Source organism: Aciditerrimonas ferrireducens (assembly GCF_023130475.1).
Lineage (GTDB): Bacteria > Actinomycetota > Acidimicrobiia > Acidimicrobiales > UBA8190 > Aciditerrimonas > Aciditerrimonas ferrireducens.
This window is the reverse complement of sequence record NZ_JAKHEX010000003.1, coordinates 127,277-152,431: the sequence shown is the minus strand read 5'-3', so window position 1 is coordinate 152,431 and position 25,155 is coordinate 127,277. Positions and strand designations below refer to the sequence as shown.

At 75.1% G+C, this 25,155-nt stretch carries 27 protein-coding genes; 19 read left to right on the top strand and 8 right to left on the bottom strand.

Annotated elements, in window-relative coordinates; translation table 11 throughout:
* Positions 1-14 precede the first annotated feature (14 nt).
* The 12 genes from Acit_RS03615 to ssb all read left to right on the top strand — a co-directional run bounded on the left by Acit_RS03615 (position 15) and on the right by ssb (position 12,147).
* Complete coding sequence (locus Acit_RS03615; RefSeq protein ID WP_248105786.1) at positions 15-2,594, top strand: DUF2309 domain-containing protein; 2,580 nt, start codon at positions 15-17, stop codon at positions 2,592-2,594.
* A gap of 78 nt (positions 2,595-2,672) precedes the next feature.
* The gene (locus tag Acit_RS12800; protein ID WP_312709401.1) at positions 2,673-3,431 is read left to right on the top strand and encodes an SAF domain-containing protein; all 759 of its coding nucleotides are present in this window, start codon (positions 2,673-2,675) and stop codon (positions 3,429-3,431) included.
* Between the two features lie 14 nt (positions 3,432-3,445).
* Positions 3,446-4,192, top strand: coding sequence for a CpaE/TadZ family protein (locus Acit_RS03605; RefSeq protein WP_248105785.1), 747 nt, complete (start codon positions 3,446-3,448; stop codon positions 4,190-4,192).
* The gene (locus tag Acit_RS03600; RefSeq protein ID WP_248105783.1) at positions 4,189-5,556 is read left to right on the top strand and encodes a TadA family conjugal transfer-associated ATPase; all 1,368 of its coding nucleotides are present in this window, start codon (positions 4,189-4,191) and stop codon (positions 5,554-5,556) included. Before Acit_RS03605 ends, Acit_RS03600 begins: the two co-directional genes overlap by 4 nt.
* On the top strand, positions 5,553-6,413 hold the full coding sequence (locus Acit_RS03595; RefSeq protein ID WP_248105781.1) for a type II secretion system F family protein: 861 nt from the start codon (positions 5,553-5,555) through the stop codon (positions 6,411-6,413). The genes Acit_RS03600 and Acit_RS03595 overlap by 4 nt, the downstream gene beginning before the upstream one ends.
* Entirely contained in the window at positions 6,410-7,258 is an 849-nt protein-coding gene (locus Acit_RS03590) for a type II secretion system F family protein (RefSeq protein WP_248105779.1), read from the top strand. The genes Acit_RS03595 and Acit_RS03590 overlap by 4 nt, the downstream gene beginning before the upstream one ends.
* A gap of 55 nt (positions 7,259-7,313) precedes the next feature.
* Entirely contained in the window at positions 7,314-7,502 is a 189-nt protein-coding gene (locus Acit_RS03585; protein ID WP_248105777.1) for a hypothetical protein, read from the top strand.
* A 71-nt stretch (positions 7,503-7,573) separates the two neighbouring features.
* A complete protein-coding gene (locus Acit_RS03580; protein WP_248105775.1) occupies positions 7,574-7,912 on the top strand; it encodes a hypothetical protein in 339 nt (112 codons plus the stop codon).
* Positions 7,852-8,343 carry a TadE/TadG family type IV pilus assembly protein gene (locus tag Acit_RS03575; RefSeq protein ID WP_282436152.1) on the top strand — a complete coding sequence of 164 codons (492 nt, stop codon included), beginning with the start codon at positions 7,852-7,854 and terminating at the stop codon, positions 8,341-8,343. Before Acit_RS03580 ends, Acit_RS03575 begins: the two co-directional genes overlap by 61 nt.
* 56 nt (positions 8,344-8,399) lie before the next feature.
* Positions 8,400-8,807, top strand: a complete 408-nt coding sequence (locus Acit_RS03570) for a hypothetical protein (protein ID WP_248105771.1) — start codon at positions 8,400-8,402, stop codon at positions 8,805-8,807.
* Positions 8,808-9,700: 893 nt separating this feature from the next.
* Positions 9,701-11,608, top strand: coding sequence for an AfsR/SARP family transcriptional regulator (locus Acit_RS03565; protein ID WP_248105769.1), 1,908 nt, complete (start codon positions 9,701-9,703; stop codon positions 11,606-11,608).
* A gap of 104 nt (positions 11,609-11,712) precedes the next feature.
* A complete protein-coding gene (gene ssb, locus Acit_RS03560) occupies positions 11,713-12,147 on the top strand; it encodes a single-stranded DNA-binding protein (protein WP_248105767.1) in 435 nt (144 codons plus the stop codon).
* 364 nt (positions 12,148-12,511) lie between these two features.
* On the opposite strand, the gene msrB is transcribed toward ssb, so the two are convergent.
* Entirely contained in the window at positions 12,512-12,976 is a 465-nt protein-coding gene (gene msrB / locus Acit_RS03555; protein WP_248105760.1) for a peptide-methionine (R)-S-oxide reductase MsrB, read from the bottom strand.
* A gap of 101 nt (positions 12,977-13,077) precedes the next feature.
* Between msrB and Acit_RS03550 the strand changes: the two genes are divergently transcribed.
* From Acit_RS03550 to Acit_RS03535, 4 genes are all read left to right on the top strand, one after another.
* Positions 13,078-13,878, top strand: a complete 801-nt coding sequence (locus Acit_RS03550) for an SDR family NAD(P)-dependent oxidoreductase (protein ID WP_248105759.1) — start codon at positions 13,078-13,080, stop codon at positions 13,876-13,878.
* A 514-nt stretch (positions 13,879-14,392) separates the two neighbouring features.
* Positions 14,393-14,635 (top strand): hypothetical protein, encoded by a 243-nt coding sequence (locus Acit_RS03545; RefSeq protein ID WP_248105758.1) that lies wholly within the window; start codon positions 14,393-14,395, stop codon positions 14,633-14,635.
* A 194-nt stretch (positions 14,636-14,829) separates the two neighbouring features.
* Positions 14,830-15,621 (top strand): DUF429 domain-containing protein, encoded by a 792-nt coding sequence (locus Acit_RS03540; protein ID WP_248105757.1) that lies wholly within the window; start codon positions 14,830-14,832, stop codon positions 15,619-15,621.
* A gap of 182 nt (positions 15,622-15,803) precedes the next feature.
* On the top strand, positions 15,804-16,091 hold the full coding sequence (locus tag Acit_RS03535; RefSeq protein ID WP_248105756.1) for a hypothetical protein: 288 nt from the start codon (positions 15,804-15,806) through the stop codon (positions 16,089-16,091).
* Here Acit_RS03535 and Acit_RS03530 read toward each other — a convergent pair.
* Together Acit_RS03530 and Acit_RS03525 are read right to left on the bottom strand one after the other, a co-directional pair.
* On the bottom strand, positions 16,057-16,566 hold the full coding sequence (locus Acit_RS03530) for a hypothetical protein (RefSeq protein ID WP_248105754.1): 510 nt from the start codon (positions 16,564-16,566) through the stop codon (positions 16,057-16,059). The genes Acit_RS03535 and Acit_RS03530 overlap by 35 nt on opposite strands.
* 241 nt (positions 16,567-16,807) lie before the next feature.
* Complete coding sequence (locus Acit_RS03525) at positions 16,808-18,013, bottom strand: acetyl-CoA C-acetyltransferase (RefSeq protein WP_248105752.1); 1,206 nt, start codon at positions 18,011-18,013, stop codon at positions 16,808-16,810.
* A 174-nt stretch (positions 18,014-18,187) separates the two neighbouring features.
* On the opposite strand from Acit_RS03525, the gene gad reads away from it, so the two are divergent.
* Positions 18,188-19,570, top strand: a complete 1,383-nt coding sequence (gene gad / locus Acit_RS03520; protein WP_248105750.1) for a glutamate decarboxylase — start codon at positions 18,188-18,190, stop codon at positions 19,568-19,570.
* 61 nt (positions 19,571-19,631) lie between these two features.
* Entirely contained in the window at positions 19,632-20,393 is a 762-nt protein-coding gene (locus tag Acit_RS03515) for a Type 1 glutamine amidotransferase-like domain-containing protein (RefSeq protein ID WP_248105746.1), read from the top strand.
* Here the strand turns inward: Acit_RS03515 and dxs are convergent.
* From dxs to Acit_RS03500, 3 genes are all read right to left on the bottom strand, one after another.
* A complete protein-coding gene (gene dxs / locus Acit_RS03510) occupies positions 20,390-22,312 on the bottom strand; it encodes a 1-deoxy-D-xylulose-5-phosphate synthase (RefSeq protein WP_248105865.1) in 1,923 nt (640 codons plus the stop codon). The two genes, Acit_RS03515 and dxs, sit on opposite strands and share 4 nt — an antisense overlap.
* Entirely contained in the window at positions 22,267-22,734 is a 468-nt protein-coding gene (locus Acit_RS03505; protein WP_248105864.1) for a thioesterase family protein, read from the bottom strand. Before Acit_RS03505 ends, dxs begins: the two co-directional genes overlap by 46 nt.
* Before the next feature lie 137 nt (positions 22,735-22,871).
* Complete coding sequence (locus Acit_RS03500; protein WP_248105744.1) at positions 22,872-23,177, bottom strand: FmdB family zinc ribbon protein; 306 nt, start codon at positions 23,175-23,177, stop codon at positions 22,872-22,874.
* Positions 23,178-23,407: 230 nt separating this feature from the next.
* Here Acit_RS03500 and moaC point away from each other — a divergent pair, with 230 nt between their 5' ends.
* The gene (gene moaC, locus Acit_RS03495; RefSeq protein WP_312709384.1) at positions 23,408-23,899 is read left to right on the top strand and encodes a cyclic pyranopterin monophosphate synthase MoaC; all 492 of its coding nucleotides are present in this window, start codon (positions 23,408-23,410) and stop codon (positions 23,897-23,899) included.
* A gap of 49 nt (positions 23,900-23,948) precedes the next feature.
* Here the strand turns inward: moaC and Acit_RS03490 are convergent, their stop codons facing one another.
* Both Acit_RS03490 and Acit_RS03485 read right to left on the bottom strand, forming a co-directional pair.
* A complete protein-coding gene (locus Acit_RS03490; RefSeq protein ID WP_248105739.1) occupies positions 23,949-24,671 on the bottom strand; it encodes a hypothetical protein in 723 nt (240 codons plus the stop codon).
* A gap of 103 nt (positions 24,672-24,774) precedes the next feature.
* A complete protein-coding gene (locus tag Acit_RS03485; RefSeq protein WP_248105872.1) occupies positions 24,775-25,071 on the bottom strand; it encodes a hypothetical protein in 297 nt (98 codons plus the stop codon).
* Between the last annotated feature and the right edge of the window lie 84 nt (positions 25,072-25,155).

Sequence of the window (25,155 nt, the reverse complement as noted above, 5' to 3'; positions counted from 1 at the left end):
CCGACGATCCCCGCGTGGGCCGCCTGTGGGCCCAGGTGGAGGAGGCGGCCCGGGTCGTGCCGGCCCTCTGGCCCCTGGCGACGGCCATCGCGGTGAACCCGCTGTGGGACCTCCGGCAGCTGCCCTTCGAGGCCGCCGTGGCCACCGCCGGGCCGGTCCTTGGCATCGAGGGGTACCCGGCGCCGGCCCAGATGGCTGAGGCCTACGCCGAGGGGCGGATCAGCGCCGACGACCTGCGGGCCGCCCTGGCCGCCCGGGAGGGCCGGCGGCCCGAGGCGGGCCCAGGCGGCGAGGACGTCATGGGCTCAGGGGTGCCTGGGTCAGCGACGACGGCGGTCGAGCGGCTTGACGCGCGCTGTGGGAGCGGACTGGCCGGGCTGGTGGACCGTGAGGTGGCGAAGTGGTGTGGGGCCTACGTGGCCGGCATCCTGGCCGACCCCGACGAAGAGGGCTTCTACCGCTCCTGGCGGCGTGCCGTCGTCCACGACCCCGGGGCCCGGGCCCTGGTGGGCCGAGCGGGTCGACACCAGCTGGCCGCCTTCGGTGAGGACCCGGCCTCGGCCCTGCGCGGGGCGCTCGATCACCTCGCCGTGCCCGAGGCGCGCTGGGTCGCGGAGCTGGCCCGTCACCTCGGGCGGATGCCTGGCTGGGCGGGCCTGGCGAAGTGGCGGTCGCTCTGGGCGGAAGCCGACTCGCCGGGACGAGCCCCGACCTTGCTGGACTACCTGGCGGTGCGGCTCTGCTACGAGGCGGTCGTCGTGACCGCCCCGGCCCCGCCGCCTCGGCGGGCCCGGCTGGCCCGGCGAGGGATCGAGCGGCGGCACCGTTCCTCGGCGCCCGGGGGCAGCCGGGACGGCCTCCCTGGCGGCGGGTCGTGGTGGACGGCGTCCCCCGCCCTGGGCGACCTCCCCGAGGACCTCCAGCGGCAGCTGGCCGAGCTGGACCCCCCGGCCCGGGCGGCCACCTGGTTGGCGGCCTTCGAGATCCACTACCGGGACCGCCTGCTTCGCGCCCTGGACGCGGCAGAGCAGCGGTGGGAGCACCCGGCCGCTCCCAGTCCGGCGGCCCCCAGTCCAGTGGCCCAGGCGGTCTTCTGCATCGACGTCCGCTCGGAGCGGCTCCGCCGGCACCTGGAGGCCGAGGGCCCCTACGAGACGTTCGGGGCTGCCGGGTTCTTCGGCGTGCCCCTGCGCTACCAGCCCTTCGGGGCCGCCGAGACGGTGGACCTCTGCCCAGTGCTGGTCCGGCCGAGGATCGAGCTGGGCGAGCAGCCGGTCGGGGCGGCGTCCGAGGAGGCGGCTCGGCGGTCCCTGGCCGGCCGGCAGGCCATGGCGGGAGCCCGGCGGGCCTTCGACGGCGCCCGCAAGGGATCGGCCGCCCAGTTCGTGCTCGCCGAGGCCGGGGGGTTCGTGGCCGGCCCGCTGGCCCTCGCCAAGACCCTGGCGCCGCGGGGCGCGGCGGCGGCGAGGGGGCGGCTCCACGCCCTGCTCGCGCCCCCGGTCCCGACCGCGGTGACCGTCGACCCCCCGGAGGGCACCCCCCTGGGCGAGCAGGCGGACGAGGAGCAGGCCCTGCTCGCCGAGGCCACCTTGCGGACCATGGGGCTGGTCCGGGCCTTCGCCCCCCTGGTCCTGCTCTGCGGGCACGGCAGCAGCACCGAGAACAACCCCTACGCCTCGGCCCTGGACTGTGGGGCCTGCGGCGGCAACCGGGGCGGCCACAGCGCCCGGGCCACCGCCGCCATCCTGAACCGGCCGGCGATCCGTCGCCGGCTGGCCGAACGGGGCATCGAGATCCCAGTCGGCACCCTCTTCGTGGCCGGGGAGCACGACACGGCCACCGACCGGGTCAGCATCCTGGACCGCCACCTGGTGCCGGCCAGCCACCGCGACCAGGTGGCGGCACTGCAGGCCGCGTTGGACCGGGCCGGCGCGGCGACCGCGGCGGAGCGTCGACGGACGCTACCCGGTTCGGGTCATCTCGGACGGATCGGGCAGCCCGAGCACCGCGCCGCGGACTGGGCCCAGGTGCAGCCGGAGTGGGGCCTGGCGGGCAACGCCGCCTTCGTCATCGGGCCCCGGCGGCTCACCGCCGGCGTGCACCTCGAGGGCCGCTGCTTCCTCCACTCCTACGACCCCGCTGCGGACCCCGACGGCCAGGCCCTCGAGAGCATCCTGACCGCCCCGGTGGTGGTGGCCCACTGGATCAACGCCCAGTACTACTTCTCGACGGTCGAACCGGCCGTGTTCTCCTCGGGCGACAAGACGGCCCAGAACGTCGTCGGGGGGATCGGGGTGGTGCGGGGCGCCGGTGGGGACCTCGGGGTGGGCCTGCCGCTGCAGTCCCTCTTCGACGGCCCCCGGCCGTTCCACGAGCCCCTGCGGCTCCTGGTCGTCGTGCAGGCCCCCCTGGCCCGCCTCGAGGCGATCATCGGGCGCAACCGGGTCCTCCAGGAGCTCTTCGACGGGGAGTGGCTCCACCTGGTGGCCCAGGAGGACGAGGGCAGTCCCTGGCAGGTCCGCCTGCCTGGGGGGACCTGGGCGCGCTGGGCCCCGGCCGACGCCCCGGTCAGGCGGCCTGTGCCCGTCGGCTGATGCACCCGGCGGGCGCGCCGAGCTGGATCCGCTCGCCCAGCAAGGTTCCCAGCAAGGTCCACCGGCGAGCCTGCGGGCGTGACGTCGTGGGCGGTCAGGGAGGAAGGTCCCCTCGGGGGACGGGCCGGTGGCAGCGGGGACCGGGCGGAGCCGCTTCGCCTGGTGCCTGCGGGCGGGCGCCGCCGGCCGCTGTTGGCCGCCCTGGCCGCCTTGGTGGTGATCGGCTCGACCGTGGCGGTCGTCGCCGCGTTCCTCCGCGCCCAGGGCACGGAGCGGGTGGTGGTGGTCCGGCAGACGGTGGCCGTCGGGCAGGTGCTCGAAGCGCGGGACCTGGCCGCCGTCGGGGTGCGGGTGCCGAGGAGCCTCCCGACCGTGCCGGCCCGGGCGGTCGGCGAGGTGCTGGGGCGGCGGGCCGCGGTCACGCTGGTCCCGGGCACCGTGCTGTCCCCGGCGGACCTGGGCCCGGTCGCCGGGCTGCCGGCGGGCCGGTCCCTGGTGGGGGTGGCCCTGACCGCAGCGGAGGCGCCGGCGAACGGGGTGGTCCGAGGGGAGAAGGTGGCGGTGGTGATGGCCGGGGTGCCAGGCAGCACCTCGTCGGCGCCCAGTGTCCCGCCGGTTCCGGCCGGTGGTGGGTCGTCGGCTGCAGGCGGCGTGGTGGCGGTGCCAGGCGCGGTGCTCTGCCAGGGGGCGACGGTCGTGGCGGTGAGTGGGCCGACGAGCACGAGCGCGGGGAGCGCGTCGGTGGCCACCTTGGAGGTGCCGGCGTCGGTGGCACCGGTGCTCGCCACCTTGTCGGCCGAAGGGGCCCTGGCCGTGGTGGTGGAGGGCAGGGCGTGACCCTGGTGGCGGCGGTGAGTCTGAAGGGGGCCCCGGGGGTCACGACGCTGGCGATCGCCCTGGGGGCGGTGTGGCCGGGGCCGGTTGCGCCGGTGGTGGTGGAGCTGGACCCGAGCGGCGCGGACCTGCCGGCGCGTTTCGCCCTCGAACCGGCGCCCGGGCTGACGACCTACGCGGTGGCGGCCCGCCAGCGAGGCCAGGCGGTGGGGTTCGACGACCACCTCCAGCGGCTGCCGGGCGGCCTTTCCGTCTGTTGTGGCTTGCCCTGGCCGGCGGCCGCTCGGGCTCTGGCGAGCGAGGTGGCGGCGTGGATCCCGGCCTGGCGTCGCGGCGCGGACCCGGTGGTGGTGGACGGGGGCCGGCTCGAGGCCGACAGCCCGGCCCAGACCAGCCTGCTGGGGGCGGCAGACACGGTGGTCGTGGTCAGCAGCGCGGAGCGAGGCCACCTGGCCCTGGTCGCCGAGGCCCTTGCCCAGGGCGGTCTGCCCGAGGACCGACTGGTGGTCGTGGTGCGGGACGGGCGGGGGGCCCGCAGCGAGACCCGCGCGCTTCGCTGCCCGGTGCGGGGCCTGCCCGAGGACCCGCGGGCCGCGGCCCTGCTGCGGGGCGAGGCCGGCAGTCCCCGCCGCCTCGGCGGGTCGGCGTTCCTGCGGGCGGTGCGGCGGCTGGCCGAGGAGCTGGCCGGCCGGGCGGCTGCTCCGGCGCCGGCGGTGGCGAGGGAGCGGTTCGCCACGCTGGCCCAGGGGGAGGTCTCGGCGTGAGCGGCCCGAAGCTGGTGGACGATCCGGCGATGGCCGATCTCGTGCGGGGCCTGATCGGATCGGTGGCCGACGAACTGGCCCAGGCCGGGGTGGGCCACCTGGCGGTGGCCGATCGGCGGGAGCTGGCCCGGGACCTCACGGTGGCGAGGCTGGGCCAGCTGGCCGCCACGGCCCTGCAGCGGGGCACACCGCCGCTGCCCCCGGAGCAGGAACGGGCCGTCGTGGTAGCGGTGCTCGACGGCCTGTTCGGTCTGGGCCGCCTCCAGCGGCTCATCGAGGACCCCACGGTGGAGAACATCGATGTGAACGGCTGCGACGAGGTCTGGGTGACTCGGGCCGATGGCAGCAAGGAGCGCGCCGACCCGGTGGCCGACGACGACGAGGAGCTGGTGGCCATGGTGCGGGCCGCGGCTGCTCGCTTCGGGGCGACGGAGCGGCGTTTCGACAGCGGCCATCCCGAGCTCGACCTCCGCCTGCCAGACGGCAGTCGGCTGTCGGCGGTCATGGGCGTGGCGAAGCGCCCGGCCGTCTCGGTGCGCCGCCACCGGCTCACGACCCTGGGACTCGGCGACTTGGTCGAGCTCGGGTCGCTACCGGCGGCGGTCGCGGATCTCCTGGCCGCGGCGGTGCGGGCCCGGAAGAACGTGGTGGTTGGGGGTGCCATGAACTCCGGCAAGACCACGCTCCTGCGGGCCTTGGCCTCCGAGGTGCCACCCGAGGAGCGTCTGGTCACCATCGAACAGGCCTACGAGCTCGAGCTCGACGCCGACCGGGCTCGGCACCCCGACGTCGTGGCCCTCGAAGCCCGGGAGGCCAACGCCGAGGGCAGCGGCGCGTTCCCGATGGCCCGACTGGTCCGCCGGGCCCTGCGGATGAACGCCGACCGGGTCATCGTGGGCGAGGTCCTGGGCGACGAAGTCCTGCCGATGCTCAACGCCATGAGCCAGGGGCGGGCCGGCTCGATGTGCACCATCCACGCCAACTCGGCACGCGGGGTCTTTCGGCGGATCGCCGCTTATGCGGTGCAGGCCCCAGAGCGACTGCCGCTGGAGGCCACGAATCTGCTGATCGCTGGGGCGGTGGACTTCGTGGTGTTCCTCGAGGTCGAGCGGGCCTGGGAAGCCGCCGGCATGGACGAGCGGAGCCTGGCCCGGCGGCCTTCGGGTGGCCGGCAGCGGTTCGTCTCCTCGGTGCTGGAGGTCACCGGGGCGGACGGGCTGCAGGTCGTGGCCAACGAGGTGTTCCGCCCGGGGCCGGGGCGTCGGGCGGTGGCGGGGGCGCCGCTGCGGGCCGAGACCCTGAGCGAGCTGCGGGCCTTTGGCTTGGACCCCCGGGTTGGGGTGGGCGGGGGCTACGGGGGATGAGCGAGGTCGGTCTGGTGACCCTGGCGAGCTTGGCTGGGGCGAGCGGCATCCTGGGGCTCGGCCTGGCCCTGCGCCGCCGGCCATCCGACCGGGGCCGCGGGCTGGGGACGTGGGGCCGGGGCGAGCGGCGACGGGTCGTCGCAGCGGTCGTCACCGGCGTGCTCCTGGGCGCGTTCACGGGGTGGCCGGTCCTCGGGGTGCTCGGGGCAGCGGCCAGCTGGGGTCTGCCGAGCCTGTGGGGGTCGAGTGCCGGCCAGGAGGTGGTGCGGCGGCTGGAGGCCCTGGCCGCGTGGACGGAGCTGTTGCGCGACACCGTCCAGGCGTCGGTGGGTCTGCAGCAGGCCATGGTGGTGGCCGCCCGGGTGGCGCCGCCCGCCATCGGGCCGGCGGTGGGCCGCCTGGCGGACCGTCTGGCGTCCGGGGTGTCGCCCGGGTGGGCTCTGGGCCAGCTCGCCGACGAGCTCGGCGACCCCGCGGCTGACCGGGTGGTGTGTGCCCTGACCCTGGCGAGCCGGGCCCAAGGCGAGCACGTGGGCGAGCTGCTCGGCGCCTTGGCCGAGGCGAGCCGGGAGGAGGTCGCGCTGCGCCTGCGGATCGATGCCCTCCAGGCGGCCGCTCGCAGCGCCGTGCGGACCATCGGGCTGTTCACCGTGGGGTTCGCAGCGCTGCTGGTGTTCGCCTCGCGGGGGTACGTCGCCCCGTTCGGGACAGCGCAAGGACAACTGGTGCTGCTCCTGGCCGGCGGTCTGGACGTCGCCGGGTTGGTGGTGCTCCACCGGATGACCCGGCCGGTCGCCCTGCCGCGGCTGCTCCGGCCGGGATCCCTGGCGGAGCGCGGGGAAGGGGTGGGTGGATGACGGCGGTGCTCCTGGCGGCTTTCGGGGTCATCCTGGGCAGCGGGGGCCTGACGCTGTCGGTGCTCCAGGTCCGGCGGGCCGGCCGGAGGGACCCGGAGGTCGGCGCGACGGCCTGGGCGTGGTTGGCGCGAGGGGCCGGTCTGGTCGGGCTCGGCGACCGGTTGCGGTGGGCCGCGGACCTGCTCGGGGTACCCGGCCCGAAGCTGGCCCGCCAGGTGGCCCGAGCGAGCGCGGTCGGCGCCGCTGGCGGGTTGGCGAGCGGCGTGCTGGGCATGGTGACGGTCGCACCCGCTGAGCTGCTCGGCGCGCTCGGCCTGGTCGGGATCGGGGTCGTGGCCGGCGGATCCCTCGGGGCGGGGACGGCGGTGGTCGGGCTGGTGCGGCGCGCCGAGCGAGTCCGACAGGGCATGGTCGAGGCCACCGGCGCCTACTTGGACCTCGTCGGTCTCCACCTCGCCGGGGGTGCGGGCCTCGAGCAGTCCCTGACCGGGGCGGCCAGTGCCTTGGACCACGACTTGGGGCGACGCCTCCGGGTCGCGCTCGAGGCGGCGGCCCGAAGGGGTGAGGCCCCCTGGGAGGCCCTGGCGCGGGTGGGCGCGACGGTGGACAGCCCGAGTCTGGTGGAACTGGCCACCGCGGTGACCGTGGCCGGGACCGAAGGAGCCCAGATCCGTCGCAGCCTCGCCGCGAAGGCCCGGAGCCTGCGGCAGCGGCAGCTGGCCGAGGTGGAAGCGGCCGAACGGGCTGCCGGCGAGCGGCTGTTCGTGCCCAGTTCACTGCTCCTCCTGGGCTTCCTCGTGCTCGTCGGCTACCCGGCCCTGGCGCGCATCCTCCACGGCCTCTGACCACCGGGCGAGATCACCAGAGATAGCAAGAGAAACGGGAAGGAAGGAGTACACGATGCTGACACTGCTCGCGACCACGTGCCGGGTGCTGTGGGCTCGGGTGGTCGAGGGGTGGCGAAGCGAGGAGGGCAGCGCGGTCGAAAAGGTGATCCTCACCGCCATCTTCGCCGCCCTCGCCCTGGCCGTCGGGGCGATCATCGTCGCCAAGGTCACGGCCAAAGCCAATGCCATCAACCTGCAGTGACCCGAGGGGAGCGCGGTCGGGTACGGCGACGGTGGCGGCGATGGCACGAGGAGGAGGCGGGGTCGAGCACGGTGGAGACCGTGCTGGTGGTGCCGGTGGCCATGCTGGTGGTCGCCGTCGGGGTGCAGCTGGCCCTCTGGGCGGTCGCCGGGGAGGCCGCGCAGCTCGCAGCCGACCAGGCGGCCATGACGGCGAGCGCGCTGGGGGCCTCCGCGAGCCAGGGCCAGGCGGTAGCCCAGCGGATCCTCCAGCGGTCGGCGGTGGCCGGGCACTGGACGGTGCAGGTGGTCGAGGACGGTGGAACGGTGGCCGCCGAGGTCGAGGGCCGCGTGGCCAGCGTGGTCCCTGGTTGGTTTCCCACGGTCCAGGCGGTACGGCGGGAACCCCGGGCGCACTTCCGGCCGGGCTGAGCCCGACTCGGTCCCGCGTCGACCGGCGCCCGACCCGCGAGCGGGGCAGCGCCGCCGTCGAGCTCGTGGTTCTGGTGCCGGTCGTTCTCCTCGTCGGGGTGCTCGGCGTGGCCTTCGGCCGGGTGGAGCTCGCCCGGGCCCAGGTGGCCGACGCCGCCCGGGCCGGCGCCGAGCAGCTGGCCGCAACCTCGGTCGCCCCGGGGATCGCCACGCAGCAGGCCGCTGCCCTGGCGGCCGGCCAGCTCGGTTCGGCGTGCCGCTCGGATGCCGTCGGAAGCGCCGACGGCGGCCTCGAGCCGGGGGGCACGGTGCGGGTGCGGGTCGCGTGCCGGGTCTCGCTGGCCGACCTCGGCCTGCCGGTGGTGCCGGGCGACGTCACCGTGCAAGGGTCCGCCGCCTTGCCCCTCAGCCCCTACCGGGAGGGGCCGTGAACGCTCGGGACCGCTGCCGCGGACGCTCTGGGCTCATGGACTCGGAGACTGGCTCGATGACGGTCTTTCTCGCCGCGTGGGTGGTGGCCCTCTGGCTGGTGGTCGGCCTGGTGGTCGATGGCGGGCGGGTCATGGCGGCACGAGCGGCTGCCGAGACCCTGGCGCTCGAGGCGGCCCGGCAGGCGGCAACGGCCGTCTCGGCCGGGGCGTTGCGGACGGGCCGGGTGGTCCTCGATCCGGCGGTTGCCACGGCCGCGGGGTCCGCGGTCCTCGCTTCGGCCGGTCCCGGGTGGCGAGGCACCGTCACGGTCGAGGACGGCGGGCGGGCGGTGGTGGTGGCGGTCCAGCGGCGGCTCCCCAGTGACGTGCTCGGGCTGGTCGGCGTGCCCTGGCTGGAAGCCAGGGCCCAGGTCGCCGTGGCCCTCGGCAGCGGGGTGGCGGGGCTCTCCCCGGGGGCGTCGTGAGCCCTCGCGCCGAGCACCCCCTCCTTAGCCCGGCCCCGGCGCCGAAGTGGCGGGTCCTGCTGGCAGCCGGCACGGCGCTCGGCGTCGTCGTGGGCGCCGCCGTCGGTCTCGCCTGGGTGAGCCGAGGGGTCCCTGCCGTCGTCGCCCGCCTGGTCGCTTCCCCCCGCCAGTTCGGGACCCTCGGGCGCGAAGCGCTTGGACCCTCGGGCGTGCTGGCGAGCGTCGTCGGTGCCGGGTGGCTCGCCTGGGGATGGGCCGTCTCGGCCCTCGCCGGGGAGGTCCGGGCGAGGTGGCGTCGAACCCCTCGGGCACGCCCGGCCGGGCCGATGCAGCACCTCATCGGGCTCGCAGCCAGCGGCCTCGTGGCCTTGGCGCCACTGCTCCGCAGCCCGGGAGCGGCACGCGCCCCGCGACGGCCCCCCGTGTCGGTGTCGGCCCAGGTCGCCACCGCCGCCTCCCCTGCGGTCGGTTCGATGCCGAAGACCTCCCCGGAAACCCCGGCCCGGTGGTACGTGGTCCAGCCCGGGGACACCCTCTGGTCGATCGCGGCCAACGAGCTCGGATCGCCGCTCCGGTGGCCCGAGTTGGTGACCCTCAACGAGGGACGGCCCCAGCCTGGCGGAGGGGTCTTGGAGGATGACCACTGGATCCAGCCCGGGTGGCGTCTCCTGCTCCCCGCCGTGCCGGTCCAGAGCAGCCCGAAGGCAGCGGAGCCAGCAGTCGCACCGGTCGTGATGAGCGGCCCGGCCCATCCGATCCCGGCCCATCCGATCCCAGCCCATCCGATCCCGGCTCGTCGGGGCCCCGCCCGTCCGGTCCGCCGTCGGGCCAGGTGGGCGACCCCGTCGTCGGCCGAGGTCTCGGCCGCGTCGGCACACCCCGGCGGATCGGGCGTGCCACTCGGCCCGGGGGTGGCGGTCATCCTGGGTGCTTTGGCTGCAGGGTTGGCCTTCGGATTCGACCAGACGAGGCGGACCAGGCACCGGCCAGGACGGGGCCCGCACCGCCTGGACCGAAGCGAGCGGGAGCTCGTGGCCCTGGAGCGGGCCCTGCGTCGGCGAGCCGACCTGCGGCCCCGACGGCTGGCGACCCAGGCCCTCCGCCAGGCACGACAGGCCGCTCGGCCACCGGGGTCGGTGCCAGTCGCCGTGAAGGTCGCCACCGGCCAGGTGGCGGTGTTGCTCGATCCTCCGGTCGGCACCCTGCCAGCGCCGTTCGAGGCCGGTGTCGACACCGGCTGGTCAGTCCTCGAAGGGGCGGCCCTCGATGGCGGGCGGTTTGCGAACGACCTCGGGGTCCCCGACGTCCTCGGATCCGAGGCTCCTGAGGGCGAAGCGCCGCTCCTGAGCACCCTGGGTCGGGCAGGCGACGCCGAGCTCTTCGTGGACCTCGCGGCGCTCGGCACCCTCGCCGTCGTCGGGCCGGCGGCCCCCTCAGCCCTCAACGCCCTGGTGCTGGAGTTGGCCACCCGGGGCCGAGGCCTGCGGGTGCTGGCCGTCGGCTTTCCCTGCTGGGCGGCCAAGGTGCCGGGGGTCGTGGCCTGCGGCGATCTCGACGAGGCCCGTCGCCTGGCCAGCGCAGCGGAGCGCGCGCCGGGACGGACGGTCGTGGTCGTCGCCCCGGGCGTCACCCCGTGCGAGCCGACACCGGGGGCACAAGCCGGCTACGGTCCCGACGACGCCGGGCTCGGCCCCGGGGTGGTGGCGGTGGTCCTCGGGGATCCCCTTCCCTGGGTCAGCTGGCGCTGCCAGCCGACGGCTGGGGGTTGGGAGCTGGTCCGGGCAGGGAGGACCTCGGAGCCAGAAGCCCGGAACGACGGTGGAACGGCGGAAGGAGGAACGGTGGCGGGTGTACCGATCGGGGCGGTCCTGTGCCCCGAGCCGACCGCTGAGTCGGAGGACCGATCAGCGACGGGGGCCCCAGGGGTCGGGGCACGGATCGTCCCCGTGCAGCTGAGCGAGCTGCAGCGAGTCGACGAGGCGACCTCGGCCCAGCTCGCCGGCTTGCTGGGCGAGGCGCCGGCGTGGACGTCGGCGAGCGGGGCCTCGCCCGACCACGGCCCAGAGGAGGGCGAGGTGCTGGTCCGCCTCCTCGGGCCGGTGGTGGTCGAGGGGGCCGAACGCCCCTTCGCCCGGCGCTGGGCCCTCGATCTCGTCGTCTACCTGGCCCTGCACCCCAACGGGGCGACCACGGAAGCCTGGGCCACCGCCCTGTGGCCGGACCGGCTGATGGCTCCGGCGACCGTGCACTCCACGGCCTCGGCGGCACGCCGAGCCCTCGGGCGACGGCGGGACGGGAGCGACCACCTGCCCCGGTCCCACGGCGCCCTGCGCCTGGCCGATTCGGTGCGGACCGACTGGGCCGTCCTGGAGCGGGCTGCCCGGGCGAGCGGCCCGGAGGCCTGGCGGGAAGGGCTGGCCCTCGTCCGGGGGCGGCCCCTCGAAGGGCTGGCTGCGCTGGACTGGGCGGTCCTGGAAGGGGTCCTCCCGGCCATCGAGGCCACCGTCGTGGACCTCGCCGACCGCTACGGCGCCTGGGCGCTGGCCGTCGGCCGGCCCCAGGAGGCCGAGTGGGCGGCCCGGCAGGGCCTGCGAGCCTGCCCCTACGACGAGCGGCTCTACCGGCTGCTCCTGTGGGCGGCGGACCAGCAGGGCAACCCGGCGGGGGTCGAGGCGGTCATGGCCGAACTGGTGCGGCTGGTGGCCGACGGGGTGGAGCCGGTCGACGCCGTGCACCCCGAGACCTGGGCCCTCTACCAGCAGCTCTCTCGGCGCCGCACCCGCCTTCCCCGGGTCGGCTAGGGGTCCAGCAAGGGCCCGTGCCAGGTCGCCGGCGAGGCGGGCCCTCGACCATCGGGTCGGCGTCGGCCGGAAGGTCCGGTCGGCACGGTAGAAGGGAGGCCCTGGTGGGCAGCAGCGTGACCCTGACCGGCAACCTGACCCGGGACCCGGAGCTGCGGGTGGCGCGGGACGGCCAGGCCGTGGCCAGTTTTGGCCTGGCGGTGAACCGCCGCTGGCAGCCTCGGGGGAGTGAGACCTGGGAGGAGAGCACCTCGTTCTTCGAAGTGGTCTGCTGGCGGGACCTGGCCGAGCACGTGGCCCTGAGTCTGGGGCGGGGCAGTCGGGTGATCGTGACCGGCCGCCTGGAGCAGCGGAGCTGGGAGACCGAGACGGGGGAGCGGCGGAGCCGGGTGGAGGTGAACGCCGAGGACGTCGGGCCCTCGCTGCGTTTCGCCACCGCCGAGGTGGTCCGGGCCGAGCGCTACCGGGAGGTGACGGACGAGGCGGGCGACGAGGAGGACGAGGCGCCGGCGGCCGGTTCGGGCCGGGCCAGCCGATGAGGAGGTCCGCGACAGGGCTCGGGACGGGAGGCGCCCCGAGCCCCTCGGCTCGCCGGTGCCCGGCCGCCGGGTGGCGCGACGAGGCCGAGGGGCCGGCTCGTCTGGTGGCGTTCCCCGACGAGGTCGTCCTCCCGAAGGCCACGTGCTTCGGCCTCGTCGACCTTCTTGGGCAGCTCGGCCAGGTCCTCCGGGACGAGCCCGGGGCGAGGGCCAGGGCGCTGGCGGCGCAGGCGGCGGCGTGGGGCGCGAGGCTCGAAGGAGCCCTGTGCTCCCAGGCTCGCTGGCGGGCGGTCAGCGGGCCGCCGTCGCCCCGCCGAACCGGGCAGGCGAACCCGGGGGGTCCGGGCCAAGGGCGCGGCCGGCCTCAGGCCTCCGAGGTGCCCGAGCCCGGTTCGAAGGCGAGGGAGAGGGAGTTGACGCAGTAGCGGAGGCCCGTCGGGGCCGGACCGTCGGGGAAGACGTGGCCGAGGTGGCCGCCGCAGCGGTGGCAGAGGATCTCGGTGCGGCGCATGCCGTGCGAGCGGTCCTCGGCCTCGTCGATGGCGCTGGGGTCGAGGGGTCGGGTGAAGCTGGGCCAGCCCGAGCCCGAGTCGTACTTGTCGGCCGTCGTGAACAGCGGGGCGCCGCAGCCGGCGCAGCGGAACGTCCCGGGCTGGTGGACCTCGAGGAGCTCGCCGCTGAAGGGCGGCTCGGTGGCCTTCTCGCGCAGGACGGCGTAGCGGTTCGGGTCGAGGCGGGCCCGCCACTCCTCTTCGCTCCGGGGCAGCTCCCCGTCGGTCGACGGGGCGGTGGACTGGTCGGTGGCGGACGAGATCGGGTTCTCGGACACGGCGCTCCCTCCGGTTCCCTGGCCCGAGGCCGGCGGCCCGAGCCACCCCCAGGATGCCACGGCCCGCTAGCGTGCGGAGGGCGTTCGGAGAAGCACAGCTGGTGTGGAAGAAGGAGGGCGCGGTGCAGGTGCAACCCCCGGTGGCCGGTGTGGCCCGGCGCTTCGAGGGCAGGGTCGCCCTGGTGGTCGGGGCGGCGAGCCCGGTCGGCCGGGCCACGGCCGTCCGGCTGGCGACCGAAGGGGCTGCGGTGGCCTGCATCGACCCGGAGCCCGAAGCCCTGGGCGAGACGGTCGAGGCGTTGCGGATCCTCGGCGGGCGGGCCACCAGCCTGCGGAGCGACCCGATGGACGGGGAGTCGGTTGGGCGGGCAGTCGACCAGGTGGCCAACGAGCTGGGCCGGCCCTCGGTGCTCTGCGTCGTGCCCGGGACCAGCGGCTACGCCCACACGCTCGACATCGGCCGGGCCCAGTGGGACCGGGCCCTGGCCGAGGGGCTGCGGGGACCGTTCCTGGCCATCCAAGCCGCCCTGCCTTACCTGCAGCACCCCCAGGGGGGCAGCGTCGTGGTGGTGCTGCACGCCGCCGGCTTCGGGGGCAGCGCGTACCGGGCGGTCGACGCCGCCGTCCACGGGGGCCTGCTCTCGTTGAGCCGGTCGTTGGCGGCCGAGCTGGCCGGGCGCAAGGTCCGGGTGAACGCCGTCGCCGCCGAGCTGCCCGACGGGGGGCCCGAGGAGCCGAGCCTGCCGGTCGGTGCCGACCCTCGGGCGGTGGCCCGGTCCCGGGGGCCGTTCGGGCCGGTCCCCCCAGACCTGGTGGCGGCGGCAGTGGTCTTCTTGGCCTCGGAGGACGCCGCCGCTACCAGCGGGGCGGTGCTGCGGGTCGACGGGGGCCAGAGCCTCTAGGCGGTCGGTGCCGCCGCGGGCCCCGGGAACGACACCGGGCCGGGGGCACCACCGCGTGCTCCCCGGTCCGGGCCAGACCCGAGCTGCTGCCCGTGGAGCGCACCGGGGCGCCGACCCTGGCGTTCGACCCGCTCGGCGTGTGCGCCTGGCCGACCGCTGGGTTCGTCGACGAGGTCGTGATCCCTGCGTGGCGAGCCGCGACCAGCCGCCCCGGCGGGCTCGCGGACGCCGAGCTGCTCCGCGACCTGTCCAGCATGCTCGGCCAGGTCGAGCTCGTGCAGCGCAGCTGGGGTTCGGACCGCGCCGGCCAGGCCACCTGGCACGACCAGGTCCGCGAGGTGCCCGCCATGGACGCGGGGGACCTCTTCGGCCTCAGCCCATTCGAGGCGCTGCTGCTCGCCGGCGGGGTCGGGGGCACGCCGGTCCGCCTGCTGCCCTGGTGGGAACGGCCCGACGCCGACGCGATCCGGGCCGCGCAGCAGGCCGCCTCCAGCGCGAGCACCGGGAAGGTGGCGTGCACGAGGACCAGGACCTGGGCTTCCCCTGGGAGCCGCCCGACCAGAGGGCCGGCGACGTGCTCGCCACCGCCCGCGCCGAGTGGCACGACTACGCCGGCCGGATGCTCGACCGGCTCGCCAGCACCCCCGGGGCGATGCGCGCGCAGCGAGGCGAGCACCGCGAACCGAGGACCTGGGACCGGGCCGCCACCCTCGAACGGCGCCGCCAAGCCCGCCGAACCGAACCGCAGGCCCCCTGACTGCCCACCGTGCTGCGGGGGAATTACATGGCTGTCCGGTTCGCTATGCCAGGAGAGTCCCTGGCAGCGTGGTTCTTAAGGTGGACAGGCCGCCTGGGGTGCGCTGGCGGGTTGGGGGAGGTGGGCGTGGTGGGTTTCGGTGGCAGGCACGAGCTTGGGGGGCCCATGGCCGTCCGACAGGTGGGATGTCGGCGGTGACGGCGGTCCTCGGCATCGACGCGGCGTGGACGGCGAAGGAGCCGAGCGGCGTGGCGCTGGTGGAGGACACCGCCAAAGGCCGCTGGCGCTGTCTGGGCGTCGCCCCCAGCTACGGGCAGTTCGTCGCGCTGGCAGCCGGGACCCCGGTGAACTGGTCGGCGCAGCCTACCGGCGGGTGCCCGAACCTGCCCATGTTGCTCAGGGCAGCGTTCACCCTGCTCGGTGGCCGACAGGTCGACGTCATCGCCGTGGACATGCCGATCGTCACCCCGGGGAACACGATCATCGGGCGGCGTCCGGCCGACACCGCGATCTCGAAGGCATTTGGCGGACGCGGGTGCTCGACCCACAGCCCCACCGCGGCAAGGCCGGGCTCGGTGGCGACCTTGCTGGTGGCCCAGGGTGCTCAAGCGGGCTATTCGCTGGCGACCACGCCAGGGCCGGCAGCGCGGCCCGTGCCGCTTCCGGCGCTGATCGAGGTCTACCCCCACACGGCGCTGCTCAGCCTGATGAGCGCGAACTACCGGGTTCCCTACAAGGTCAGCCGGGCGCGGCACTACTGGCCGAACCTATCGGCGGCGCAGCGCAAGGTGCAGCTGGTCGGAACCTGGCACCAGATCGCTGGGGCCCTGGCTCACACCATCGCCAGCGCCACCGTTCCGATCCCCCCCGCCGCTGCGGCCAAGATGATGACCATGGAGAGCTTGAAGCGGTACGAGGATGCGCTCGACGCGCTGGTGTGCGCCTGGGTGGGCATCCAGTACGTGGCTGGCGCCTGCACGCCCTAGGGCAACTCGACCGGTGCCATCTGGACCCCGTAGAACGACTGGACGAGATCACTCGCTACTTGGACCGCTCGACCTGGCTGCCACCGCGTCCAGGGCCGGGTTCGAAGGGGTCGACGACGACGAGCTGCCCCTGGACGAGGAGCAGGAGACGTTCTCCCTGGTCGGGGCGGTAAACGGGGGTGGTGAGCGAGACAGCCGATCAGGGTGCCGACGACGGCCCGCAGCTCGTCCTCACCTTCGAGGAGCTCGCGGAGGCTGTTCGCCACGCGCCGCCCCCCACCGAGGACGACGTGCCGGTCCTCTGGGACGGGAGGGTGGTCAACACCAAGGAGCGGCTGCTCGCGATCCTCAAAGGGGTCGAGGCGAACGAACGCGCCGGGGTGACCCCGGAGGACATCGAACGTTGGCAGGGCGGGGTGCCGGGCTGGGCTCGCGTCAACTGGGACTCGGACCCTGCCGAGGACGCCTGAGGCCGATCTGGCCCGGGTGGTCGAGGTCTTCGACCGCCACGGCGTCGAGTACCTGGTCGTCGGCGGGCACGCCACCCGCGCCGACGGCGCGCAGCGCCCGACGACGGGCAGCGACGCACTGGTCCGTGCGGAGAAGGACAACCTCGCCCGCGTCGCGGCCGCGCTGCGGGAGCTGCATGCGTACCTGCGGGTGATCGACCGAAGCGACGAGGAGGCCCGCGCCCTGCCCATCCACATCGAGACGCTGCTGCGCCAGTTCGATGTCGCGAACTGGCGGACCGACGCCGGGGACCTGGGCGTGATGAAGGGCATGGCCGGCCCGAACGGCCCCCGCCGCTACGACGACCTCGCTGGCGAAGCCCGGACCCTCGCCGACGCGGGCATCACGATCCGGGTCGCGAGCCTCGATCCCATCGTGGCCTCCAAGGAGGCCGCGAACCGCCCGAAGGACCAAGAAGCCCTCCCTGAGCTCCACCGGCTCCAAGAGCAGGTGCGGCGCAAAGGACCGGGCCCTGCCCGGAGCCTGTCCTCGCCCCCGACGCCGCCGCGGGCCCCGGGAACGACACCGGGCCCGGGGGCACGATCTCGTGCTCCCCGGGCCCGGGCAACTCGTGGACCGAGGTTCGACCCGCGGGGGTTCGACCAGCGGGAGGGGCTTCGGGGCGCACCGCTCGGATCGACATCCGGGGTGCTGGAGCCGCCCCGACCCTGGCGGGTCAGGAGAGGCGCTCGATCACCATGGCCATGCCCTGGCCGCCGCCGACGCACATGGACTCCAGGCCGTAGCGGCCGCCGGTGGTCTGCAGACCGTTGATGAGGGTGGTCATGATGCGGGCCCCGGTCATGCCGAAGGGGTGGCCGAGGGCGATGGACCCGCCGTGGACGTTGAGCTTCTCCCAGGGGATCCCGAGGTGCTTGGCCGAGGGGATGACCTGGGCGGCGAAGGCCTCGTTGATCTCGACGAGGTCGATGTCGTCGATGGTCAGCTTGGCCCGCTCCAGGGCCTGGCGGCAGGCCTCGATCGGCCCGAGCCCCATGATCTCGGGGTTCAAGGCGGTCACGCCGCTGGCCACCACCCGGGCCAGGGGGGTGATGCCGAGCTGCTCGGCCTTGCGGTCCGACATGACGACCACCGCGGCCGCCCCGTCGTTCAAGGGGCAGGAGTTGCCGGCGGTGACCCGGCCACCCTCCCGGAAGGCCGGCTTCAAGGTGGCGAGGACCTCGACCGTGGTGCCCGGCCGGGGACCGTCGTCCTTGGTGACCACGGTGCCGTCCTCCAGGGTGACCGGGATGATCTCCCGCTCGAAGAAGCCGTTCTCCTGGGAGGCGACGGCCCGGTTCTGGGAGAGGCAGGCGAACTCGTCCATCTCCTCCCGGCTGACGTTCTCCAGCTCGGCCACGTTCTCGGCGGTCTGGCCCATGGCGATGTAGACGTCGGGCAGGTGCCCCTCGAGGGGGGTCCAGGGCTCGCTCACCGCCGGGTTCCGCTTGGCGGTGCGGGCCTCAGCCTCGGCGAAGGCCGGGTTGTGGGGCCCGGTGTCCGACACCCCGTACTGGAAGCGGCTGACGGCCTCGACGCCAGCGGCCACGAAGACGTCTCCCTCTCCGGCCCGGATGGCGTGGGCTGCCATGCGGATGGCCTGGAGGGACGAGGAGCAGTAGCGGTTGACGGTCACCCCCGGGACGTCCAGGCCGGCCAGCAGGCCGGCGACCCGGGCGAGGTTGTAGCCGGCCTCGCCGGCCGGTTCGCCGCAGCCCACGATGAGGTCCTCGACCATGCCGGGCTCGACCTGGGGCACCTTCTCGAGGACCTTGCGGACCACCAGGGCGGTCAGGTCGTCGGGCCGGCAGGTGACCAGCGATCCCTTCATGGCCCGGCCGATGGGGGTCCGGCCGGTGGCGACGATGACGGCTTCGGGCATGGCTGCTCCTTGGACTCGGCGCACTGGACGCTGCGCAGTCTTGGCCAGCGGCCCACACCGCTGGCAGCGGGCCCCGCGCGAGGTCGAGGTCGCCCGAAACGGTAGCTGATCGGGGTGGGGACGGGGCCAGCCGGGCGCGCCCCGCTTCGTGGTCCCCCGGGCCATGCTGGGCGGATGCCCCTGCACCGCCACGAACCCAGCGAGGACCGTCTGGAGCTGCGCCCCCAGTTCGCCGAGGGGGCCGAGACCAGGAGCGTGCCGAAGCACCGGCTGCCCACCCGGGGCATGCCGGCCGACGCGGCCTACCAGGTGGTCCACGACGAGCTGCTGCTCGACGGCAGCTCCCGGCTGAACCTGGCCACCTTCGTCACCACCTGGATGGAGCCCCAGGCGTCGAAGCTCCTGGCTGAGTGCGCCGACAAGAACATGATCGACAAGGACGAGTACCCGCAGACCGCCGAGCTGGAGCGGCGCTGCGTGGCCATGCTGGCCGAGCTCTGGCACGCCCCGGCGAGCGGCGGGGCGACGGGCTGCTCGACGACCGGCTCCTCGGAGGCCGCCATGCTGGCCGGCTTGGCCCTGAAGTGGCGCTGGCGGGCCCGCCGGGAGGCCGCCGGGGCGCCGACGGACCGGCCGAACCTGGTCATGGGGGCCAACGTGCAGGTCTGCTGGGAGAAGTTCTGCCGGTACTTCGACGTGGAGCCCCGCCTGGTGCCGGTCGGGCCGACGGCCACCGTCCTGACCCCCGAGGGGGCCGCCGGGGCGGTGGACGAGCGGACCATCGGGGTGGTGAGCGTGCTGGGCTCCACCTACGACGGCACTTACGAGCCGGTGGCCGAGATCGCCGCCGCCTTGGACCGCGTGGCGGCCTCGGGCGGGCCCGACGTGCCACTGCACGTCGACGGGGCCTCGGGCGGCTTCGTGGCCCCGTTCCTGGACCCCGAGCTGGCCTGGGACTTCCGGCTCCCCCGGGTGGTCTCCATCAACGCATCGGGCCACAAGTACGGGCTGGTCTACCCGGGGGTGGGCTGGGTGCTCTGGCGGGACGCCGAGTCCCTGCCCAGCGAGCTGGTCTTCGACGTGGCCTACCTGGGCGGCCACATGCCGACCTTCGCCCTGAACTTCTCCCGGCCCGGGGCCCAGGTGGTCGGCCAGTACTACACCTTCCTCCGGCTCGGCCGGCAGGGCTTCACCGAGGTCCAGGCCGCCGCCCGGGCCACCGCCGAGCACCTGGCGAAGCGGATCGAGCGGCACGGCGGCTTCGCCCTGCTCTCCCGGGGCGAGGGAGTGCCGGTGGTGGCCTTCGAGGTGGTCGACGGGGAACCCTTCGACGTCTACCAGGTCTCGGCCGCGCTGCGAGGCCGCGGCTGGCAGGTGCCGGCCTACCCGTTGCCGCCGGCCCTCGACCAGCGCCACGTCCTGCGGGTCGTGGTCCGCAACGGCTTCGGCCGGGACCTGGCCGACCTCTTCGCCGAGGACCTCGCCGGGGCAGTGCGGGAGCTGCGGGAGGAGGCTCGGGGCGCGACCCGACACCGCCGGGCCGGCTTCCACCACTGACCGGGGCAGGGCGGCCGGGCCGGCTGGGCGAGCCGGCGGGGCCGTGGCAGCATGCCGGGCCATGGCTGCCGCCGAACCGACCATCGTCGCCACCAGCGGGGGGCTCCTGCCCGACCCGCGGACCTTCGTGCGGCCCGGGCCGCTCCTGGAGCACGCCCTGGCCTTGGCCGAGCCGAGGGGGCGGCCCCGGATCTGCTTCCTGCTCACGGCCCTCGGGGACTCGGACCTCTGGGCGGCCCGCCTGTACGCCATGTACCAGGAGCGGGACGTCCAGGTGTCCTGCCTGGCCCTCTTCCCCATGCCCTCGGTCGCTGACCCCGAGGCCCACCTGCGCTCCCAGGACCTGATCTGGGTCGGTGGGGGGAGCACCGCCAACCTGCTGGCCCTCTGGCGTCTCCACGGCCTGGACCGGATCCTGCGGGCCTGCTGGGAGGACGGGGTGGTCCTGGGCGGGGTCTCGGCCGGGTCCCTCTGCTGGCACCAGGGCGGCACCACCGACTCCTTCGGGCCCGAGCTGGCCCCCATCACCGACTGCCTGGGTTTCCTGCCCTACTCGAACTGCCCGCACTACGACGCCGAAGCCCAGCGCCGGCCCCTCTTCCAGCGGCTCGTCGGGGAGGGCCTGCTCCCCGAGGGGTACGCGACGGACAACGGCGCCGGGCTGGTCTACCGAGGCACGACCCTCGCCGAGGTGGTCGCCGAGGTGGAGGGCCGCGCCGCCTACCACGTGAAGCGGCAGCCCGGTGGGGGAGTGCAGGAGACGAGGCTGACGGCCCGTCTCCTGCCGGGGGCGGTCGGCGGGCCCGAGGCGTCCCGGGGCTAGGTCAACCGGGCCCGAGCCCGTTCCAGGGTCAGGGCGTCCTCGACGCTGCGGGCCAGGCCAGGGCCGTCGAGGCCGAGCTCGGCCAGGATCTGGTCGGGCTTCCCGTGGGCGAGGAAGCGGCGGGGGGTGCCGAGGGTCCGAGCGGGGGGCAGGGCCCGGTCGAGCTCGGGCAGGTCGGCCATAGCGGCCAGCAGGAACGTCCCGGCCCCGCCGACGGCAACGCCGTCCTCAGCGGTGACCACGAGCTCGTGGCGGGCGGCGTCGGCCAGCATGGCCAGGTCGGGTGGGGCCACGACCCGAACGTCGTAGACCGTGGCCTCGATGCCTCTCGTGGCCAGGAGGTCGGCGGCCTCGAGGGCGGCTTGGACCAGCTTGCCGACGGCCAGCAGGCAGACGCTGCCGTCCCCCTGGCGGAGCCGCCGAGCCTTGAGGCCCTCCCCGGTGACCCCGTCGGGGCTGCGGCGGGCCGGGGTCTTCGGGAAACGGATGGCGCTCGGTCCGGGCAGCTCGAGGGCCTGGTGGAGCATGACCGGCACCTCCTCGGCCGAGGAGGGCGCAAAGACCGTCATGCCCGGGATCGACAGGCAGAGGGCCAGGTCCAACAGGCCGTGGTGGCTCGGCCCGTCGTCCCCCGTGACCCCGGCTCGGTCCAGCACAAAGCAGACCGGCAGGCGGTGGAGCCCGACGTCATAGGTGGCCTGGTCGAAAGCCCGGCAGAAGAACGTGGAGTAGACCGCCACGACCGGCCGGAGGCCGGCCATGGCCATGCCGGCCGCAGCGGTCACGGCGTGCTGCTCGGCGATGCCGACGTCCAAGAAGCGTTCGGGGTGGGCGCTCTGGAAGGGCAGGAGGCCGGTCGGCCCCGGCATGGCGGCGGTGATGGCCACGAGCTCGGGCCGTCGGGCCGCCTCGTCGAGGATGGCCCGGGTGAAGGCGTCGGTGTACGAGACGGGGGCGACGTCCAGGCCCGCCTGGGACCCCGTCCCGTTGACGCCAACCGAGGCCGGCCGGGGCTGAACCTTCAGGTCGTGGAGCCGCTGGACCTCGTCCTCCTCGGCCGGGGCGTAGCCCTTGCCCTTGTGGGTCACCACGTGGACCAGGATCGGGCCGTCCCACTCGGCGGCGTGGGCAAAGGCCTGCTCCATGGTGGCCAGGTCGTGGCCGTCGAAGGGGCCGGCGTAGCGGATGCCGAGGGCCTCGAAGAACTGGTGCGGGGTGACGACCTCCCGGAGGGCGCTCGTGAGGCCGTGGACCGAGGAGTAGGCCAGGTCCCCGAGGCCCGGGATGGCCCGCAGGAGCTCCCGGACCCGCTCCCGGGCCTGCACGTAGGCCGGGTTGAGGCGCAGGGTGGAGAGCTGGACCGAGAGCTTGGAGATGGTGGGGGCGTAGGACCGGCCGTTGTCGTTCAGGACGATGACCACCCGGCTGCCGCTGTGGCCGAGGTTGTTCAGGGCCTCGAAGGCCATGCCGCCCGTGAGGGACCCGTCGCCCACCACCGCCACCACCCGCCGGTCCCCCTCCCCCCGGAGCCGCAGGGCGGTGGCCACGCCGTGCGCGTAGCTGAGGGCCGTCGAGGCGTGGCTGTTCTCGATCCAGTCGTGGGGGGACTCGGCCCGGTTCGGGTAGCCCGAGAGGCCGCCGGGCTGGCGCAGGGTGGCGAAGCGCTCCCGCCGGCCGGTCACCAGCTTGTGGACGTAGGCCTGGTGGCCGGTGTCCCAGAGCAGGACGTCCCGGGGCGAGTCGAAGACCCGGTGCAGGGCCAAGGTGAGCTCGACGGCGCCCAGGTTGGAACCCAGGTGACCACCGGTGGTGGTGACCGTGTCGACGATCACCTGGCGGAGCTCGGCGGCCAGCTGCTCGAGCTCGTCGAGGCTCAGCCGGCGCAGGTCGGCGGGTTCGTGGATCTGGTCGAGCAGCATGCTGAGCACCTCGTCACCGTTGGCCGCGGACCTCGACCCTCGACTGCCCCAGGGGCTCGGGGGCAGCGGGCCGGGACCGCCGAGCCGAGGCTACCGCGTGGTCCTGGCCACGACGCGGCGTCGGCCTGCCCACTGGGGGGCTCAGCGGGCCTTGGCCAGGAAGGATTCCAGGTCGACCAGGACCCGGGTGACCCGGCCGGCCCCCACGAGGCCGGCGTCGCCTCGGCCCGGACCGTGCTGCCGACCTTCACCGGTGCCAGGTGGTCGAACTGGAGCCGACTCCCGACCGTGGTCCGCCCGGCCGGCAGGAGCGGGTGGACGGCGTTGCAGGCCGCCTGCTCGCAGAGGGCGACGAGGCGGGGCGTGGCGAGGACCGGGACGACCCCGGTGCCAAGCGCCAGGGCGGTGTCGGTGTCCTGCACGGTCAGCTCGGCCCGTCCGATGAGGCCAGGCTCGACGGCCACGCCGTCACGGTCCACGCCGTCACGATAGGAAGCCGGCCGCACCCCAGCCAAGCTGAGCGACCTGGGGCACACGGGCCGATGCCCGGCCGTGCGGTTCAGGACGCCGATGCCGCCGAGCCCGAGGTGCTGCCGGTGGCCGTCGAGCTGCCCGACTCGCCCGAGCTGCTCGTGGAGGCGCCTGCGCCGTCGGCGCTGCTCTTGGCAGGGGCCGCGCTGGCCGACCCGCCCCGGCTGTCGGTCTTGTAGAAGCCGCTGCCCTTGAAGACGATGCCGATGGGGCTGAAAACCTTCTTGAGGGACCCGGCACAGGCCGGGCAGGTGCGGAGGGGTTCGTCGGCGAAGGACTGGACGACCTCCAGGTGCTGGCCGCAGGCGGTGCAGACGTACTCGTAGGTGGGCATCGACGGCTCCTCCTTCCGCCCGGGGTGGCCAGCCTCCCCCCGGGCCACCCCTTCGCTTCCCCGGCCGGTCCGGTGCCCCGACGAGCCGGTGACCCGACGACCAGCGGAGTTAGCACTCGACGTTCCTGAGTGCCAATCCTAGCCGACACCGGCTCGGGCCCGGCCAGCAGGCACGGGGGCGGGGGAGATCGACCCGGCCCACCTCGCTCGGCCCCCCTAGACTACGGGCCGTGGCCGATCGCAGCCTGACCCATCTCGACCCCCTGGGCGGTGCCCGGATGGTCGACGTCACCCCGAAGGAGCCGACCCATCGGCGGGCCCTGGCCCGCTGCCGGGTCTGGATGGCGCCGGAGACCACCGAGAAGGTCGCCAGCAATGCCATCACGAAGGGTGACGTCCTGGGCACGGCTCGGATCGCGGGGATCCAGGCGGCGAAGCGGACCCCGGACCTAATCCCGATGTGCCACCCCCTGCTGGTCGGGGCGGTCCACGTGAACTTCACCATCGGGGACGACTACGTCGAGGTGGAGTCCCAGGTCGAAACCGTCGACCGGACCGGGGTCGAGATGGAGGCGCTCACCGCCTGTGCCGTGGCGGCGCTGACCATCTACGACATGTGCAAGTCGGCCGACCGCTCGATGGTCATCGGGGAGCTGGCCCTCTGGGAGAAGACGGGCGGGAGCCGCGGGCCCTGGCGGCGGACCTCCCTCGACGAGCACTGAGCCGACGAGCACCCCGTCCAGGAGCGCTGGACCCGACCCGACCGGCGGATCAGGGACGGCGGCGCCGGCGGCGGCCCCGCCGGGCCCGGAGGACGAGGTCCTCCCCGGGGGAGCCCTCGGGCGTGGCGGGCGGGGCCTGCTCCTGACGGGTTGGGGCCGCTGCGGTCGTGTCCCCGGCGGGTGCTGTCGCAGGGACCGCCTCGGGCCCGGCCGGTGGGGGCGGGGGCAGCCGGAGGCCTGGTGGGGGCGGGGCGCTCGACGCCGGCCGAGCGGCGTCGGTCGGGGGCGGGGGCAGCTTCGGCGGCGGGGGCAGCTGGGCCTCGGCCCCGCTCGGGGGGACCCGGGGGTGTCGGCCGGTCCGTTCCGGACCGGGCCCGAGGAGGTCCTCGGCCCGGACCCGGAACCCCAGGGGCGGATGAGCGCCTTGGCCCGGTGCCGGCGGGGGCGGCGGGGGCTCGTCGGGCAGGGGCGGGACGACGGCCAGGACCCGAGGATCGGGCCGGGTGGGGCCGGGGTTGGGCTCGAGGGGCTCGGGCGGGGCCTGCTCGGCGAGGCGGCGCAGGAGCCCGGTCAGGTCCCCGATGGCCCGGACCAGCTGGCGCTGGGTGTCCTGGAGGTGGTCGAGGCGCTCGAGCACCTCGGACCACAGCTCGGCGGAGGAGGAGGCCACCACCTCCACGAGGGCCCGGTGCTCAGGTGCCCGAGGGCCGGGCGGGGAGGGCGGGTTCGGGGCGGGCACGAGGTCGCTCGGGCCGTGCCAGGACTCGTTCACCCTGCCTCGCTCATCGCCACCTCCAGCCCGGCCCGGGTCCGTGGGCCCTCGGTCGGTGCCGCTCCCTCCCCCAAGGCTACTCCCGGTGGGGACGGCAGCCGGCTCAGGAGCGGGACGCGGCCCGGAGCTCCTCGAGCGACAGCTCGGTGGTGGCCTGACCGCCGCACTGCGCGCAGCGGTCCACATGACGCCAGGACCGCAGCAGTCGGGTCCCCTCGGGGTCCAGACGGACGACGAAGGTCTCCGAGAGCGGGTCGATGTCGAGCCCGTAGTAGGGCCGCCACTGGGTGGCCGTGTGGTGCTTGTCCCCGTCGAGCCCCTTCAGGATGCGCCGGAACCGCATGCGCTCGGTGTCGAAGAGCCAGGTGCTGTGGCAGGACTCGAGGACGAGGGGGTCCATGCCCACCATCCTTCCCCCCGCCGGGCCGAACTCCACGGCAGGACCGTTGCGATCCGGTGACAACCGAGCCGGTTGTGGTCAGGG